Origin of the sequence: Comamonas sp. E6 (assembly GCF_001010305.1) — a bacterium.
GTDB lineage: Bacteria > Pseudomonadota > Gammaproteobacteria > Burkholderiales > Burkholderiaceae_C > Comamonas > Comamonas thiooxydans.
Window position 1 is genome coordinate 39,252 of sequence record NZ_BBXH01000016.1, and the last position, 16,307, is coordinate 55,558.

Annotated in this window: 12 protein-coding genes; 11 read left to right on the forward strand and 1 reads right to left on the reverse strand. The window is 61.7% G+C overall.

The features are described 5' to 3' along the window. The first annotated feature begins 13 nt into the window (after nt 1-13). The 7 genes from CSE6_RS14865 (at nt 14) to CSE6_RS14895 (ending at nt 8,510) form a co-directional block, all read left to right on the forward strand. Nucleotides 14-1,153 (forward strand): acyl-CoA dehydrogenase family protein, encoded by a 1,140-nt coding sequence (locus tag CSE6_RS14865; RefSeq protein WP_238585712.1) that lies wholly within the window; start codon nt 14-16, stop codon nt 1,151-1,153. Beyond that, entirely contained in the window at nt 1,150-2,328 is a 1,179-nt protein-coding gene (locus CSE6_RS14870; RefSeq protein WP_059440853.1) for an acyl-CoA dehydrogenase family protein, read from the forward strand. The genes CSE6_RS14865 and CSE6_RS14870 overlap by 4 nt, the downstream gene beginning before the upstream one ends. A gap of 215 nt (nt 2,329-2,543) precedes the next feature. Beyond that, entirely contained in the window at nt 2,544-3,329 is a 786-nt protein-coding gene (locus CSE6_RS14875) for an SDR family oxidoreductase (RefSeq protein ID WP_034360199.1), read from the forward strand. A 2-nt stretch (nt 3,330-3,331) separates the two neighbouring features. Further along, entirely contained in the window at nt 3,332-3,817 is a 486-nt protein-coding gene (locus CSE6_RS14880) for a MaoC family dehydratase (RefSeq protein WP_034378318.1), read from the forward strand. Between the two features lie 136 nt (nt 3,818-3,953). Further along, on the forward strand, nt 3,954-5,156 hold the full coding sequence (locus CSE6_RS14885) for an acetyl-CoA C-acyltransferase (protein ID WP_059440854.1): 1,203 nt from the start codon (nt 3,954-3,956) through the stop codon (nt 5,154-5,156). 41 nt (nt 5,157-5,197) lie between these two features. Then, a complete protein-coding gene (locus CSE6_RS14890) occupies nt 5,198-6,445 on the forward strand; it encodes a LuxR C-terminal-related transcriptional regulator (protein WP_034360209.1) in 1,248 nt (415 codons plus the stop codon). A 616-nt stretch (nt 6,446-7,061) separates the two neighbouring features. Next, nucleotides 7,062-8,510 carry a sensor domain-containing diguanylate cyclase gene (locus CSE6_RS14895; RefSeq protein WP_238585716.1) on the forward strand — a complete coding sequence of 483 codons (1,449 nt, stop codon included), beginning with the start codon at nt 7,062-7,064 and terminating at the stop codon, nt 8,508-8,510. A 269-nt stretch (nt 8,511-8,779) separates the two neighbouring features. On the opposite strand, the gene CSE6_RS14900 is transcribed toward CSE6_RS14895, so the two are convergent. Beyond that, complete coding sequence (locus CSE6_RS14900; RefSeq protein ID WP_059440856.1) at nt 8,780-9,913, reverse strand: CaiB/BaiF CoA-transferase family protein; 1,134 nt, start codon at nt 9,911-9,913, stop codon at nt 8,780-8,782. A gap of 184 nt (nt 9,914-10,097) precedes the next feature. Between CSE6_RS14900 and CSE6_RS14905 the strand changes: the two genes are divergently transcribed. The 4 genes from CSE6_RS14905 to CSE6_RS14920 all read left to right on the forward strand — a co-directional run bounded on the left by CSE6_RS14905 (nt 10,098) and on the right by CSE6_RS14920 (nt 16,303). Beyond that, the gene (locus tag CSE6_RS14905; protein ID WP_034378320.1) at nt 10,098-10,841 is read left to right on the forward strand and encodes an SDR family NAD(P)-dependent oxidoreductase; all 744 of its coding nucleotides are present in this window, start codon (nt 10,098-10,100) and stop codon (nt 10,839-10,841) included. A 286-nt stretch (nt 10,842-11,127) separates the two neighbouring features. Further along, nucleotides 11,128-12,333 carry an acetyl-CoA C-acetyltransferase gene (locus CSE6_RS14910; RefSeq protein ID WP_059440857.1) on the forward strand — a complete coding sequence of 402 codons (1,206 nt, stop codon included), beginning with the start codon at nt 11,128-11,130 and terminating at the stop codon, nt 12,331-12,333. 17 nt (nt 12,334-12,350) lie between these two features. After that, complete coding sequence (locus CSE6_RS14915) at nt 12,351-14,510, forward strand: 3-hydroxyacyl-CoA dehydrogenase NAD-binding domain-containing protein (protein ID WP_059440858.1); 2,160 nt, start codon at nt 12,351-12,353, stop codon at nt 14,508-14,510. 86 nt (nt 14,511-14,596) lie between these two features. Further along, nucleotides 14,597-16,303, forward strand: coding sequence for a GMC family oxidoreductase (locus tag CSE6_RS14920; protein ID WP_059440859.1), 1,707 nt, complete (start codon nt 14,597-14,599; stop codon nt 16,301-16,303). Nucleotides 16,304-16,307 lie beyond the last annotated feature (4 nt).

Consider the following 16,307-nt stretch of genomic DNA (forward strand, 5'->3'; position numbering starts at 1 on the left):
GACGCGAGCCATCATGGATTTAAGTCTGAACGAAGAACAAAAAATGATCGCCGAGAGCGCCGCGGTGTTTCTGCAGGAAAAATGCAGCACGGCGCAGGTGCGCAAGGTTTCTGAAACAGAGGGCGGGCTGGACCGTGCCCTGTGGCAGGAAGTGCTGGACATGGGCTGGTGCAGCGTGGCCCTGCCCGAAGCCGCAGGTGGCATGGGTCTGGGCTGGCGCGAGTTGGTTCTGCTTCAGGAGCAGATGGGTTATCACCTGGCCTGTGTGCCGTTTTTTGATGCTGTCGTCGCAGTGACGCCCTTGTGGCAAGCGTTGAGCCAGACCGGGCAGGGCCTGGGTGTGGTGGAGCGCCTGGCGGCCTCGGGCCGGATCTGCGTGCTGGGCATGACGGTGCGTGGCGAACTGACCGCGACCGCGACCGTGAAGCTCGAAGGCGATGCGCTGGTGCTCAATGGCCAGTGGAGTCAGGTGGGATCAGGAGCACATGCCGATGTGTTCCTGCTGCCCGCCACCCTGCCTTGCGGCTCGCTGGGCCTGCTGGAGGTGCAAGCCAAGGAAGAAGGTTTGAGCGTGCAGGCGCTGACTACGGTGGACGCCACACGCAGCAGTGCCGATGTCATGGCCGTTAATGTGAGATTGACTGGCGCTGCCGTGCTGATGCATGGCGAGGCGCTCAGGAGCCTGTGGGCGCAGACCCGCAATCTGGCGGCCATCGGTTTGGCGGCTGAACAAGTCGGTGTGGCCGAGCGCGCGCTGAATCTGGCCGTGGAATACACCAAAGAGCGTCAGCAGTTCGGCAAGGCCGTGGGCAGTTTTCAGGGCGTCAAGCACCGGGCAGCGCAGATGCTGGTGAAGGTGGAGACTGCTCGTTCTGCCGTCTATGCAGCAGCTTTCATAGCTGATAGCGCCGATGTCACAAGCGATCTGAGCTACTTCGCGGCTCAAGCTCGCACAGATGCAACGGAGGCTGCTCTCTTTTCCACGCGCGAAAGCATTCAGTTGCACGGCGGAGTGGGATTCACCTGGGAGTTTGATCCGCATCTGTTCTTCCGCCGCGCGCAGGCATCCAGCCAGCGCATGGGCACGGTGGAGCAGTGGCGCGAGCTGGTGGCTGCGCGTTTGTTGGACGAGAGCGTGACGGAGGCAGCATGAAAATGCAGGAGTCGGAAATCAATGAAGCCTTTCGCGCTGAAGTGCGTGAATGGATGGCGCAACATCTGACAGGGCGGTTCGCCCCGCTCAAGCATGCCAGCGGTCTGGGTGCCGAAGGTTATGACGCGCAACTGGCCAAGGAATGGGAGCAGGAGCTGGCCAAGGGCGGCTGGACAGGCCTGGGCTGGGAGACCCGGTACGGCGGCCGCAACGTCCCGCTGGCCCAGCAAGTCATCTTCCACGAGGAGTATGTGCGCTGCGGCGGCCCCGGCCGCATCGGTCATATCGGCGAGACCCTGCTGGCCCCCACGCTGATGGCTTTTGGCACGCCAGAGCAGAAACAGCGTTTTCTGCCCGGCATTCTGGCCGGTACCGACTATTGGGCTCAGGGCTACTCCGAGCCCGGTGCGGGCTCCGACCTGGCGGGAATTCGTACCAAAGCCCATCGTGATGCGGTCACGGGCGAGTGGGTGATCAACGGTCAGAAGGTCTGGACTTCCTGGGCTCATGAGTCCGAATGGGTGTTTGTGCTGGCTCGCACCGACGAGGTCGGAGCGAGCACTGCCAGCCCCCGCCATGCGGGCATGGTGCTGCTGCTGGTGCCCATCAAGCAGGCCGGCGTGGAGGTGCGTCCGATTCGCCAGATCACCGGCACTTCGGAGTTCAACGAAGTTTTCTTTGACGGCGCACGCACCGAAGGCGAGCTGCATCTGGGCCCCGTGGGCGATGGCTGGAAGGTCGCCATGTATCTGCTGGGCTGCGAGCGCGGTGCTTCCACTCTGGGCCAGCAGGCACATTTCCGCTATGAGCTGGACCTGATCATCGACCTGGCCAAGCGCAATGGCGCTGCCCGCGACCCGCTGATCCGTCAGCGCCTGGCCAAGGCCGATATGGGCCTGCAGACTCTGCGCGCCCATGCGCTGCGCTCCAGCAATGAGAGCACGCCCTTCCGTGTGGCTTCCGTATCCAAATACGCATGGTCCAACTGGCACCGTGATCTGGGCGAGCTGGCCATGGATGTGCTGGGCGAGCAGGGCGAACTGGTGCTCAAGGATCCCGCGTTCAGCGCTTTGCAGCAGCTATGGCTGGTCAGCCGTGCCGACACCATCTACGCAGGCACCAACGAGATTCAGATGAACCTCATGGCCGAACGTGCACTGGGCATGCCGCGCTGATCGAGCGCGCCTGCTCCTTGGTCATTGGAGTAGGTGAATACGCTGAGTGGCTCCAAAGAAGATGCTGTGAACCGTGGGTTCTCCCTGGTGGTTTGCAGCATTTTCTCCTTTGAAATGTCCTCCCAGCGACATTAGGGAATGACCTATCGTCCAAAGTGACGATGCTGCAGCGCAGCGGCGATCGGAAGATCGAGGCAACTACTTTTGAATGACAAATGACTAGCGCTCCCTCTTACGTTGCTCCCCACGGCCTGCTCAAAGACAAAACTGTGCTCGTTACCGCTGCTGCTGGCGCCGGTATCGGCTTTTCAGCTGCAAAACGGGCAGCAGAGGAGGGCTGCAAGGCCTTGTTTATCTCCGACGTGCATGAGCGTCGGCTGGCCGAAGCCGTGGAGCAGATCAAAAAGGATACGGGTTTACACCAGGTCTTTGGCAAGCTCTGCGACGTGAGCAAGGAAGAACAGGTTCAGGCGCTGATCTCCGAAGCCGACAGCGCCATGGGCGGTATCGATGTGCTGATCAATAACGCGGGTCTGGGAACCAGTTGCAAGGTCGTCGACATGAGCGATGACGAGTGGAGCAAGGTCATCGACATCACGCTGACCGGCACCTTCCGCATGACGCGCGCAGCGCTCAGGCTGATGCAGCCACGCGGCAAGGGGGTGATCGTCAACAACGCGTCGGTGCTGGGCTGGCGCGCTCAGACCGAGCAGGCTCACTACGCGGCCGCCAAGGCGGGCGTGATGGCCCTCACACGCTGTTCGGCGCTGGAAGCGGCCGAATTCGGCATTCGCATCAACGCCGTGGCACCTTCCATCGCCATCCACGCCTTTCTCAAGAAGTCCGCCTCTGAAGAGCTGCTGGCCAAGCTGTCCGAAAAGGAAGCCTTTGGTCGGGGTGCCGAGCCCTGGGAAGTAGCCAATGTGATGATCTTCCTGGCCAGCGACTACTCCTCGTACATGACGGGTGAAGTGGTGTCCGTCAGTTCGCAGAGGGCCTGAGCATGAATGCAGTCGCAGGCAAGATGCTGTTTGACTCGGCAGCCTCGGTGCAGGCATCGGTGGGGCGTCAGCTGGGTGAGACCGAATGGGTGCAGATCACGCAGGAGCGCATCAATCAGTTTGCCGATGCCACGGGCGATCACCAATGGATTCATGTGGACCCCGAGCAGGCCAGGAACGGCCCGTTCGGCGCCTGCGTGGCTCATGGATATCTGACGCTGTCTCTGGCCAATCTGTTTTTACCTCAGTTGGTCAGCTATCAGGGGCTGAAGATGGGCGTCAACTATGGTTGCGAGAAGGTGCGTTTTCCGGCTCCGGTGCTGGTGAACAGCTTCGTGCGTGGCAGCGGCGAGGTGGTGGCGGCGACGCCTATCGGGGAAGACGGCGTACAGGTCACGATCCGAATCACCGTACAGGTCAGGAATCAGGATAAACCCGGCTGTGTGGTTGAAACCATCAGCAGGCTGTTCTTTATCCAGGAAAATTGAGTGTGTGCAAGCGCCTGCTTCGGTGGGCGATTGCATTTTTTGTGAAGAGGGATGAGCTGCCGACAGAGTAGCCGACCTCGATACGGCAGCAAAAGCTGCCCAGGGCGCGACGACAAGAAAGTTAGGAGACAAAGACATGAAAGACGCAGTCATCGTTTCGACGGCACGTACCCCCATAGGCAAGGCTTACCGTGGTGCCTTCAACGACACCGAAGCCCCGGTGCTGGGCGGACACGTCATTCGCGCGGCGCTCAACAAGGCGAACGTGGCTGGTGCGGATGTGGATGACGTCATTTTGGGCATTGCCGCGCAGCAGGGCACGCAGGGCTACAACCTGGGGCGTCTGTGCGGCTACACCGCCGGCCTGCCGGAATCCGTGGGCGGAATGGTGATCGATCGCATGTGCGCATCGGGCCTGATGAGCATTGCCACGGCTGCCAAGGGTGTCATGACCGGCGAGATGAATATCGCTGTGGCCGGCGGCCTGGAGTCCATTTCCCTGGTGCAGAACAAGTACAAGAACTCGTACCGGGCCCAATCGAAGGCGGTGCTGGCCGCAGAGCCCACAGCCTACATCCAGATGATAGAGACGGCCGAGCTGGTCAGCCAGCGTTACGGCATCGGTCGTGAAGCCCAGGACGAGTACTCGCTGCGCAGCCAGCAGCGCGTGGCAGCCGCACAGGCCCGTGGTCTGTTCGACGATGAAATCGTGCCGCTGACCACGGTCAAGCAGCTGTTTGACAAGGAAGGCAATGTCACCGGCAGCGAGGAAGTCACGCTGACCCGCGACGAGGGCAACCGTGCGGACACCACGCTTGAGAGTCTGGCCAAGCTCAAGCCTGTATGGAAGAACGGCCAGTGGGTGGAGCAAGGCCAGTTCATCACGGCCGGCAATGCATCCCAGCTGTCTGACGGTGCCAGCGCCTGTGTGGTGATGAGTGCCGACGAAGCCCGCAGTCGCGGCCTCGCGCCTCTGGGCATCTATCGCGGCGTGGCCGTGGCAGGCTGCCGTGCCGATGAAATGGGGATCGGCCCCGTCTATGCCATCCCCAAGCTGCTCAAGCAGCATGGGCTGACGGTTGGCGACATCGGCCTGTGGGAAATCAACGAGGCATTTGCCTGCCAGGTGATCTACAGCCGCGACAAACTCGGCATTCCCGATGAGCGCCTGAACGTCAACGGCGGCGCGATCTCCATCGGCCACCCCTTCGGCATGTCGGGCGCACGTCTGGTTGGTCACGCCCTGCTGGAGGGGCGTCGCCGCGGCGTGCGTTTTGTGGTGGTGAGCATGTGTATTGGCGGCGGCATGGGCGCTGCCGGCCTGTTTGAGTTGAGCTGATCCGATCTGTCTGCAACCAACCTTCAACCAAGGAGTTGAACATGATGGACAGCGCTTTCGCCAAGATGGGTTTTTCCACCTACACGCCAAGTTCCATCGCTTGCGTGATCAAGGATGTGCCCATATTCGACACCCCGGCCCCCGTGCGCGCATCGGCCGATGCACCCTTCGTGAGCGCCGAGCAGTTCAGTGCGCTGATCAGTCAGCTCTATGAAGCTGCCATGGACCCGGAAGGCTGGAAGCCTTTTCTGGAGACTCTGCGTCTGCAACTGGGAGGCAATTACGCCTCGCTCATAGTGCGCCCAGGCTCCGCCGATGATGTGGGGCTGATCGTCTCGGCCGCAGGCGACCGCCGCGATCTGATGCCGAACTGCCCCAAGATCAGCATGAGCCCGTTTCGCAGCATGCCTACCGATCGTATCGTGACCGTGGGGGATGTGATGCCCGAGTCCGAGTGGCGCGCTTCAAGCTACTACAACGACTGGTGCAAGCAGCTGCAGGTGTTCCACGTGATGGCTGCCGACATCGTCACCAAGGACAGCTGCGTCTACGGTCTGCGCATCACGCGGCCCGAAGGTGCCCCGGCTTTCAACAAGCAGGAGCGTGCCTTTGGCGCCATGATGCTGCCGCATATCAAGCGCGCGCTGAACCTGCATCTTTCGGTGAACCAGGACCGTCAGGTCATCTCCCTCTACAGCAAGGCCACGGCCCAGCTGATGGTGGGGGTGGTCATCCTCGATCAGAACGGCAATGTGCTGGAGTGCAATCCCGCTGCGGCCAGCATTCTGGACATGCAGGACGGTCTCAAGATCTCCGGCGGCATGCTGGAGGCCAACTACGCCAATGACAACCGCAAGCTGCAGCGCCTGATCAAGGATGCGCTCATGCATACCCAGGTCTCGCGCCTGTCCATGACCGAAGGCATGTCGGTCAGCCGGCAGTCCGGCCAGCTCAACTGGGGCGTGGTGGTGCAAAGCATTTCTCCCGACGAGTGGACCGAGGGCAAGCAGCGTCCCAGTGTCGCCGTCTTTGTACGCGACACCGGCGGCAAGGCCGACCCTCCCGTGAAGCTGGCTCAGCAGCTGTTCCAGCTGACGCCGGCCGAGACTTCGCTGGCCATTCAACTGGCCAACGGCCTGTCGCTTGAAGAGGCTGCCGAAGCGCTCAACATCCGCCGCAACACGGCGCGAGCCCATCTGCGCTCCATCTTCTCCAAGACGGGGGTGCGCCGTCAGACCGAGCTGGTGCGCATCTTCCTCAACAGCGTGGCCTGGCTGGGGAACAAGTGACCACGGTTGGTGGAAATAAAAAGCGGGCTTCGGCCCGTTTTTTTGTATATGGAGCAGAGCCGGGCAGTCTGCTTTCAATCCTGACCGTGGAAAATTCCTCGCGACAGCATGTCGATGGGAGGCCCGGATTCAGGCCGCTTGTGATCGGGCGTGGAGCAGCCTCGACTCATTGAAGGCCAGGTCGAAATGGCGCCTGTGCAGAAATGACTTTACGGTTGCAGGCAAGCCCAGCGATTGTGGTCCATGCATTCCTTGGCGAAATCAATCTCCAGGCCCTGGAGTTTGCTTGCGCACAGCTTGTCCGCGCAGCATGGCCACATGGTCTCCCTGGCTTGCTTCTCATATATTCCATCCGCGCAAGTTCAATCGTTTGAAAACAAGCTGGCGGTCGCGGTGCGAATGCCTTCCAGAGCAAGATAACCCCCGCCCCTCACTAGAGAAACCAAGGCAGAATGACGTGCGCGAGGGTGAGTATCCGGTGTTCCTACGGAAGAAAGCACTTGCATGGCTAAACAGAAGAAATGTGACCGGCTCGCTCAAATACAGCAACGACATGAAACTATTTCGCAAGCCTGCTCTTGATCACTTCAACTTCATTTCTGGTGCGCCCTATGCAATGCTCTTGGTGGGTGGGATTATTGCGCTGTCGATGACAGTGATCTGTACCGTCGTCCTCTATCAGAGTCGGCTGGATGCAATGGAGCATGCGATAGAAACATCACGCAATGTTGCCCTTCTTGCTGAAAATGACGTGGTTCGGAACTTCGAGCTCTATGCACTGTCGTTGCAAGCCGTGGTCGATGGACTCAACGACTCCGAGGTGATGGCCGCCTCGCCGCATTTGCGTAATGCGGCCTTGTTCGACAAGGCCGCGACCGCGACCTATCTGGGATCCATCCTGGTTCTTGACGCAGACGGAAAAATTGCCCTCAATGCAGGGGTCGAGAATTCGGTGAATGGGCATTACTCGGATCATGACTTTTTCAAGGTGCACAAAGAAAGCCCAAGCATCGGGCTCTACGTGGGGGACCCTTATTCATCCGCGCTGCATGGCGGCTCCCTGAGCATTCCTCTGAGTCGTCGGATTTCCCATGCGGACGGCTCTTTTGCCGGCATTGTGCTGATAGATGTTCAGCTGGAGTACTTTCAGAAACTGTTTTCTGCGCTTTCGCTAGGTAAACACGGATCGCTGGCCTTGATAAGGAAAGACGGAGCCATGATGATGCGGCAGCCCTTCGATGCAAAGGTCATCGGGCGCAATATCCGCAATGCAAGCACGTTCAAGCAGTTCATGTCGGCACCCGAAGGCAGTTTTTCGGATACGTCGTACCTTGATGGGGCCCAGCGGGCGTATTACTTCAAGAATCTGCCCAGCTTGCCATTCATCATCATGGTGGCCAAGGCGCATTCCGATATTTACGCGGTCTGGCGACAGAGAGCCTTGCTGATTACCTCTGTCATGGGGATGCTCACCATGGCTTTCATTGGCCTGTCCTTCGCTTTCGGAGTGCAGCTCAAACGCCGCATGTGCGCAGAGTCTGAATTGGCGATGCTGGCACGTACCGACGGCCTGACTGGCTTGAGCAACCGCCGCAAACTCGATGAAATCATCGATCACGAATGGCGCAGGGCAAAAAGGAATCACAGCGCTTTTTCGCTGTTGTTCGTGGATATCGATTGGTTCAAGGCCTATAACGACACTTACGGGCATCAGGCCGGGGATGCTGTTCTGGCGACCGTGGCGAAATGCATTGGCGATAATATTCGGCGCCCGGAAGACAGTGCGGCACGCTATGGAGGTGAGGAATTCATCGTGGTGTTGCCCGACACGCCCCTGGATGGAGGGGCGCTCATTGCCGAGAATATTCGTGCGGCGATCGCACAGCTTGCCATTGCGCACACTGGAAGCGAATTCGGGTGCGTCACGGTCAGCATAGGTTGTGCTGCCTGGGTGCCGGCAAGAGATCTGGATATGCCGACGATTTTGCGTTCGGCCGACAAGGCGCTGTACAGCGCCAAGATGACGGGCCGTAACAAGGTCGCTTTGTCAAGCGCGTATTCATAATAGTGCTCCGCAAACCCTTGCCTGGCTTACCGGCGTGGCGCAAGGGGCCTGGTGCCTACCGGACTTGCCTTGCGTTGAAGCATGCACCCCGGTTCTCGGCCAACGGCATTTGCCCGGCAAGGAGAACTGCATACAAAACTAATAGCTGCAAGCGCTTGATATCAATAGATGGCAGCATTGAAAGTATCTGAATTCCATTGATATATTGTGCTGGCAGCTTTTATTTTGATAGTGGCTGTCTCAGGCAGTTGCTCGGGCGCATGCCTTGCTCAGGCGCATGCCTTGCTGGCGCGCAGCGCCGCAATATCTGCCCTGGCATAGCCCAGGGATGCGAGCACGGCATCGGTGTCCTGCCCGATCCTGGTTCCCGGTGTGGGGCGGCGCGCTGGGGTGCGTGAAAAGCGTGGGGCCGGTGAGGGCTGGCGCTGGGTACTGCCGTCCACTTCCAGATCGACGAACAGATTGCGCTGGGCGTTGTGTGGATGAGCGGGTGCCTCGGCCAGGCTCAGTACCGGGGCAAAGCAGACATCGCTGCCTTCGAGCTCTTCGCTCCACTGTGCCTGCGTCTTCCTGCGCACGATTTCGGCCACGCGGGCCTTGACTTCGGGCCAGTCGGAGCTCTGGTACTGGCGCCTGGGGTCCACATCGCTCAGGCCCAGCTTTTGCAGCTGCAAGGCATAGAACTGCGGCTCGATGGCGCCCAGGGTGATGTGCTTGCCATCTGCGCACTCGAATACTTCATAGAAGGGTGAAGTGTTGAGAAAGTGATTCTGTGCGGGATCGTCCTTCCAGTAGCCCATGCCGCTGCGCATCTGGTGCATCAGACCACTCATGGCGCTCACTCCGTCGATCATGGCTGCGTCCACCACCTGGCCCCTGCCGGATTGACGAGCCTCGTGCATGGCGCACATGATTCCGAACAGCAAGAACATGGCACCGCCCGCCATATCGCCCACGATGGTGGGCGGCAGCACGGGAGCTTGGCCGGGGCGCATGGAGGTGGACATCACGCCCGTCAGCGCCACATAGTTGATGTCATGGCCTGCGGCCTGGGACAGGGGGCCGGTCTGCCCCCAGCCGGTGACGCGGCCAAAGACCAGGCGCGGCGCGCGGCGGGCGACTTCCTCGGGACTGAAGCCTAGGCGCTCCATCACGCCGGGTCTGAAGCCCTCGATGAGCGCGTCGGCAGACTCGATCAGCTTCCAGGCGGCGGCGCGTCCGCCCTCGGACTTGAGGTCCAGCGCGATGGATTTCTTGCCCCGGTTCTGCGCCATGCGCGGGTAGCGGGATGCCGCAGCATGGTCTGCGCTGCGCTCGATGAGAATCACTTCGGCACCCATATCGGCCAGCATCATGCCGGCAAAGGGGGCAGGGCCTATGCCTGCAAATTCGATGACGCGCATTCCGCTCAAAGGCCCCGGGCTCTGGCCTTGAAAAGGGTGTTCTGTACTCAAGTCGGTCTCCTGTTTTTGTCTGCGACTTTTCTATCTTGTGGATCCTGCCGGTTTTGGACCCGTCCGTTTGGAGTATGTCCGGGGTGAAAGCCAGGCCAACACTGGACATTCCATAAAAAAAGGAGAGCAATACATGTTCAGGCTGGATGGGAAAGTGGCGCTGGTCAGCGGTGCCGGGCGCGGCATGGGGTTCGGCATCGCGCAGGCGCTGGCCGCGCAGGGCGCGCATGTGGTGGTGAACGACTTTCATCAGGACCGCGCCGAGAGTGCGGCAAGTCAGCTGCGCGAAGCGGGATTGAAGGCATCGGCACAGGCGGCGGATCTGACGGATCGCGACGCCATTTTTGCCATGGTGCAGCGCATTCGGGACGAGGTCGGTGTGGTCGATATCTTTGTGCACAACGCCGGTATCCCGGCCCAGGGCTGGGGCTACACGCCGTTTCTGCAGTCGCCCGAGTCCGAATGGAACGCCTGGCTGCAGCTCAATCTGCATGGGTTGATGCATGCCTGCCAGGCTCTGCTGCCCTCCATGCAGGAGCAGGGCTGGGGGCGCATTGTGGCCATCAACTCCGACGCGGCGCGCACGGCCACGGGCATGGGGCTGTGCGCCTATGGTGCAGCCAAGGCGGCCGCGATTGGCTTCATTCGCAATCTCTCGGGCGAAGTGGGCCCGCACGGGGTGACGGCCAACGCTCTGTCGCTGGGCACCATGAACAACTGGGAAGGCTCGGAGAAGATTGCCAGAAAGGGTACGTCCGTGGGCCGGGCAGGATCGCCCCAGGATGTGGGTGCGGCCGTGAGCTATCTGGCATCGACCGAGGCTGAGTGGGTCAACGGCCAGGTGCTGCCGGTCAACGGCGGTGGTCTGGTGGCCTGAGTTCAGCAGCCGTCCTCAACAGCCTTCCGGTGCAAGCCGGAAGGCTTTTTTGTCACTCATGGGACCGCGAGTTGTGGCAGCGAAGGCGACAGAGCCTCCGGTGCGGGCATTCTGGCGGCGCAAACCGGCTTTCGCGCCCGGAGGTGCAAGCCATGTGCCACCAGGGGCGGTTGCGGCCGGTTTTTCTCATAGTCTGCCCCTAGTCCGAATCAGGTAGGTTTGGGCAAAAGCCGTATGGCAATCTGAAAAAGAACTCGATAACAACCTGGTGATGTGAGGAAAGCAGATGGAGGCATTGATCTTCGACCATGTCCGAACCCCCCGAGGCAAGGGCAAGCCGGATGGAGCACTGCATGAGGTGACGCCGGTCTGGCTGGCCGCGCAGCCGCTGGTGGCGCTGCGTGAGCGCAATCGGCTCGATACGGCGGTGGTGGACGACGTGATCATGGGCTGCGTGGTGCCCGTGGGCGAGCAGGGTGGCAATGTGGGCCGCATGGCGGTGCTGCAGGCCGACTATGCGCAGAGCGTGGCCGGCGTGCAGCTCAATCGCTACTGCGGCTCGGGCCTGGAGGCGGTGAGCTTTGCCGCAGCCAAGGTGATGGCCGGCCAGGCCGACATGACGATCGGTGCCGGCGTGGAGATGATGTCCCGCGTACCCATGGGCTCCGATGGCGGCGCCTGGGCGCAGGACCCGCAGCTGGCCAGCAAGACCTATTTTGTGATGCAGGGCATTTCGGCAGACTTGCTGGCATCGCTGCGCGGCCACAGCCGCCGTGATCTGGACGAGTACTCGGCCGAAAGCCACCGGCGCGCGGCCAAGGCCTGGGCGGAAGGTCGCTTTGACCAGTCTGTCGTTCCCGTCAAAGACTTCCTGGGCATGACGCTGCTGGAAAAGGACGAGACCATTCGAGCCGAGACCACCGCCGATTCGCTGGCCGCCCTCAAGCCCGCTTTCACCGAGATGGGTCAGAAATACGGTTATGACAGCGTGGCGCTGCAGCGCTATCCGCAGGTCGAGCAGATTCACCATCATCACCATGCAGGCAACAGCTCGGGCATTGTCGACGGTGCGGCTGCCGTGCTGATCGGCACGGCCGAGGCCGGTGCCAGGCAGGGCATGAAGCCCAGGGCCCGCATCCGCGCCTTTGCCAGCATCGGCTCCGAGCCGACCTTGATGCTGGATGGCCCGGCCCATGCCGCGCGCAAGGCTTTAGCCAGGGCGCGCATGCAGGCTTCGGACATTGATCTGTGGGAGCTCAACGAGGCCTTTGCCACGGTGGTGCTGACCATGATGGAGGAGTTGGACATTCCCCATGAGCGCATGAACGTCAACGGCGGAGCAATCGCGATGGGCCATCCGCTGGGGGCCACCGGCGCCATGATTCTGGGCACGGTGCTGGACGAGCTGGAGCGCACCGGCAAGCGCACGGCACTGATCAGTCTGTGCGTGGCGGCGGGCATGGGCTCGGCCATGATCATCGAACGCGTGTGAGTGAGGAAGCAGAAATCATGACAACGGAAATCATTCGCTACGCCGTAGATGGGGACGGCATTGCCACGCTGACGCTGGATTACCCCGGCAAGACCATGAATGTGATCGACCAGGCCTTCATGGACAGCCTGGAGGCCTGTATTGCACGCATGCAAGGCGACGACCGGGTGCGCGGCGGCATCATCACCTCGGGCAAGGACAGCTTTGTCGCGGGGGCCGACCTGATGGGCATGGAGGCCAATATCGACGCCATGGCGGACATGCCCATCGAGGAACTGTTCGCCTCCTGCGCATCGTTGTCCAGGCTGCTGCGCAAACTGGAGACCCTGGGCAAGCCGCTGGTGGCGGCAATCAACGGCATGGCATTGGGCGGCGGCTATGAAATCTGCCTGGCCTGCCACCACCGCATTGCAGCCGATGCACCCACGGTCATGGTCGGTCTGCCCGAGGCGCAAGTGGGCTTGCTGCCCGGTGCCGGCGGCACCCAGCGCCTGCCGCGCATGATCGGTATTCTGGCTGCCATGCCCTTTCTGATGGAAGGCAAGCAGCTGCAGGCCGTGAAGGCCAGGGAGGCCGGACTGGTGGACGAGGTGGTGGCTCCCGAGCAGTTGCTCGGCGCTGCCAAGGCCTGGCTGCTGGCCAGTCCCACGGCGGTGCAGCCCTGGGATGTGAAAGGCTTTCGCATCCCCGGTGGCGGCCCGCTGGATGCGCGCGTGGCACCGGCTTTCGTGGTGGGCAACACCATGCTGCAGGCCAGGACCTTTCACAATATGCCGGCGCCGCTGTGCATTCAAAGCTGCATCTACGAAGGTTGCCAGCTGCCCATGGACAAGGGCCTGCGCATCGAGAGCAAATACATGGCCACGCTGTCGCGTAGTCCCGTGGCGCGCGGCATGATTCGCACGCTCTTTGTCAACAAGGCCAAGGCCGAGAAAGGTATGCACCGTCCTGCAGGCTTGGAGCCCTTCCAATGCCGCAAGCTGGGTCTGATAGGCGCAGGCATGATGGGCGCGGGCATTGCCTTGGTGGCCGCCCAGCGCGGTATTCAGGTGGTGCTGATAGACCGGGATCAGGCAGCTGCGGACAAGGGCAAGCAGTACTCCGAGAAGACACTGGCCAAGCAGGTGGACAAGGGCCGCCAGAGCCGCGAGAAGGCCGATGCCATCCTCGCTCGCATCACTCCCGGCACTGATTACGAGTTGCTGCGAGATGCCGATATGGTGGTCGAAGCCGTGTTCGAAGACCGTGCCATCAAGGCTGAAGTGACCCGTAAGCTGGACACCGTGCTGTCGCCTGGCTGCGTGCTGGCCAGCAACACCTCGGCCCTGCCCATCAGCCTGCTGGCGCAGGCGAGCGACAGGCCCGATCGCTTTATCGGCCTGCACTTCTTCTCGCCGGCCGACAAGATGCCGCTGGTGGAAGTCATTCGCGGCAAGCAGACATCGGATGCCACGCTGGCGCAGGCACTGGATTTCGTGGCTCAGCTCAAGAAGACGCCCATTGTCGTCAACGACAAGCGCGGCTTTTTCACCAGCCGCTTCATCGGCGCGTTTGTGGATGACGCCATCGGCATGGTGGCAGAAGGCATTGCCCCTGCATTGATAGAGAACTGTGCAAAGCATGCGGGCATGCCCGTGGGGCCGCTGGCGATTACCGACGAGCTGTCGATTGATCTGTCCAAGCATGCGGGCGAATCCCAGGCCAAAGAGTTCCCAGGGGAATACAAGCCCGGTCGCTCCGCGCCGGTGATCGGCAAGCTGTTCGAGCTGGGCCGTCTGGGCCGCAAGGTGGGCAAGGGCTTCTATGACTACGATGAAAGCGGCAAGCGCATCTGGCCGGGCCTGGCCGAGCATTACCCGCTGAAAGACCTGCAGCCCAGCGCGCACGACCTCAGGCAGCGCATTCTCTATGTGCAGGCCGTCGAAGGAGCGCGTGCCATGGAAGAAGGCGTGCTGCTGGCGCCGGCTGATGGCGACATCGGCTCGATTCTGGGAGTGGGCTTTCCCGCCTATACCGGCGGCCCCTTCTGCTTTATCGACGGCATAGGTCTGGCGCAGTTCGTGGCCGAGGCCGATCGCCTGGCAGATCTGTTTGGCGAGCAACTGCGCCCGCCACAGATGCTGCGCGATATGGCGGCCAGGGGGCAGACCTTCTACGGAAAGACTGCCAGGGCCTGAGCAGGCCGCAAAGGGTGGGCGGGCGCGCTCACCCGGTATCGGCTCGACACAGTCACTCATCCAATAACAATCAATGGAGACAAGCCATGGATGAAGTCTTCGATTACATCGTCATAGGCGCGGGCTCGGCGGGCGGCACACTGGCCGCACGGCTGAGCGAGAACCGACAGCACAAGGTCCTGCTGCTGGAAGGTGGCGCAAGCCACAAGGATTTGCTGGTCTCCATGCCTTCTGGCTGGGGCCAGATGATCAACAGCTCCCGCTATTCCTGGGGGCACGAAACAGAGCCCGAGCAGTACGCAGCCAAGCGCCGCATCAGCCTGCCGCGAGGCAAGCGCCTGGGGGGCTCATCTTCCATCAACGGCATGATTTATGTGCGCGGCGATCGCGCGGACTTCGACAGTTGGGCTGAGCAAGGGGCGGTGGGCTGGAGCTATGACGAGTTGCTGCCCTACTTTGTGCGCACCGAAGACCAGCAGCGCAGCGAACAAGAATTCACCCGGCCCTGGCATGGGCGCGGCGGGCCGCTGACGGCCAACAATCTGCACAATCCCCATCCCGTATCGCTGGCCATGGTACAGGCCGCCATTCAAGCCGGCATGCCCGCATGCAAGGATTTCAACAACGGCCATCCCGACGGGGCAGGGCTGTTTCAGGTCAATCTCAAGAATGGTCAGCGCTCGTCGGTGGCCAAAAACGCCATCGAGCCCGCCATGCGGCGGCTCAATCTGGATGTGCGCATGCAGGTGCTGGTCACCCGCATAGGTCTGGACGGGCTGCGCGCCAGCACGGTGCACTGGAGGGACAAGGCTGGCGCAAGCCATGCAGCTCGCGCCAGCAAGGAAGTCCTGCTGTGTGCAGGGGCCCTGCAGTCGCCCCAGTTGCTGATGCTTTCGGGCATCGGCCCGGCAGCGCACCTGCAGGAGATGGGGATCGAGGTCAAGGTGGATCTGCCCGGGGTGGGCGCCAATCTGCAGGACCATGCGATTGTCCCCATGTCCTGGCGCATGAAGGCCGGAACGCCCAGCCTCAACCGCTCGCTGCGCGGCCTGGGGATTGGCGCTTCGCTCATTCAGTACCTGTTGACCAGGCAGGGAGCCATGGCCATGCCGGCCTCGGAGTTTGCCGCATGGTTCCGCAGTGACTCCAGCCTGCCCTACAACGACATCCAGATTCACGGCCTGCCCGTGACCGGCGATATCGAGGGCTATATGCAGGGCGGCAAGAACTACCGCACCGAGGCCTTCCCCGGCATGACGATGGCGCCCTATCAGGTGCGGCCCTATTCACGCGGCCAGCTCAGGCTCAGGAGCAGCAAGCCCGAGGAGCTGGCCAGCATTCGCATGAACTTTCTGCACGACGAGCGTGACCGCAAGGCGCTGCTCCATGGAGTACGCATGGCCAGCAGGATTGCCCAGCAGTCCGCGCTGGCCGGCCTGATCGAAGCGCAGACGCGCCCGGCACCTGGCCTGCAAAGCGACGAGGAGCTGCTGGACTGGATCTCCATGTACATGGGATCGGGCCACCACGCCAGCGGCAGCTGCCGCATGGGCCATGCGGCCGATCCGCGAAGCGTGGTCACCCCCGACCTCCGGGTCAAGGGCGTGCAGGGTCTGCGCGTGATCGATGCCTCGGTCATGCCGCATCTGGTGTCGGGAAACACGAATGCGGCATCGGTGGTGATTGGCGACAAGGGCGCAGATCTGGTGCTGGGCCTGGAACCGCCCGCTGCAAGGCGGTGGAATGTGGCAGCCGTGCTGCCGGATGGCGCATGCGCCGCCGCCGTGGTTTGAGCTT

Bases quoted from the DNA above. Each gene is read 5' to 3' on its own strand.
- CSE6_RS14865 (WP_238585712.1), top strand. From the start codon at position 14: ATGGATTTAAGTCTGAACGAAGAACAAAAAATGATCGCCGAGAGCGCC.
- CSE6_RS14870 (WP_059440853.1), top strand. From the start codon at position 1,150: ATGAAAATGCAGGAGTCGGAAATCAATGAAGCCTTTCGCGCTGAAGTG.
- CSE6_RS14875 (WP_034360199.1), top strand. From the start codon at position 2,544: ATGACTAGCGCTCCCTCTTACGTTGCTCCCCACGGCCTGCTCAAAGAC.
- CSE6_RS14880 (WP_034378318.1), top strand. From the start codon at position 3,332: ATGAATGCAGTCGCAGGCAAGATGCTGTTTGACTCGGCAGCCTCGGTG.
- CSE6_RS14885 (WP_059440854.1), top strand. From the start codon at position 3,954: ATGAAAGACGCAGTCATCGTTTCGACGGCACGTACCCCCATAGGCAAG.
- CSE6_RS14890 (WP_034360209.1), top strand. From the start codon at position 5,198: ATGATGGACAGCGCTTTCGCCAAGATGGGTTTTTCCACCTACACGCCA.
- CSE6_RS14895 (WP_238585716.1), top strand. From the start codon at position 7,062: ATGCTCTTGGTGGGTGGGATTATTGCGCTGTCGATGACAGTGATCTGT.
- CSE6_RS14900 (WP_059440856.1), bottom strand. From the start codon at position 9,913: ATGCGCGTCATCGAATTTGCAGGCATAGGCCCTGCCCCCTTTGCCGGC.
- CSE6_RS14905 (WP_034378320.1), top strand. From the start codon at position 10,098: ATGTTCAGGCTGGATGGGAAAGTGGCGCTGGTCAGCGGTGCCGGGCGC.
- CSE6_RS14910 (WP_059440857.1), top strand. From the start codon at position 11,128: ATGGAGGCATTGATCTTCGACCATGTCCGAACCCCCCGAGGCAAGGGC.
- CSE6_RS14915 (WP_059440858.1), top strand. From the start codon at position 12,351: ATGACAACGGAAATCATTCGCTACGCCGTAGATGGGGACGGCATTGCC.
- CSE6_RS14920 (WP_059440859.1), top strand. From the start codon at position 14,597: ATGGATGAAGTCTTCGATTACATCGTCATAGGCGCGGGCTCGGCGGGC.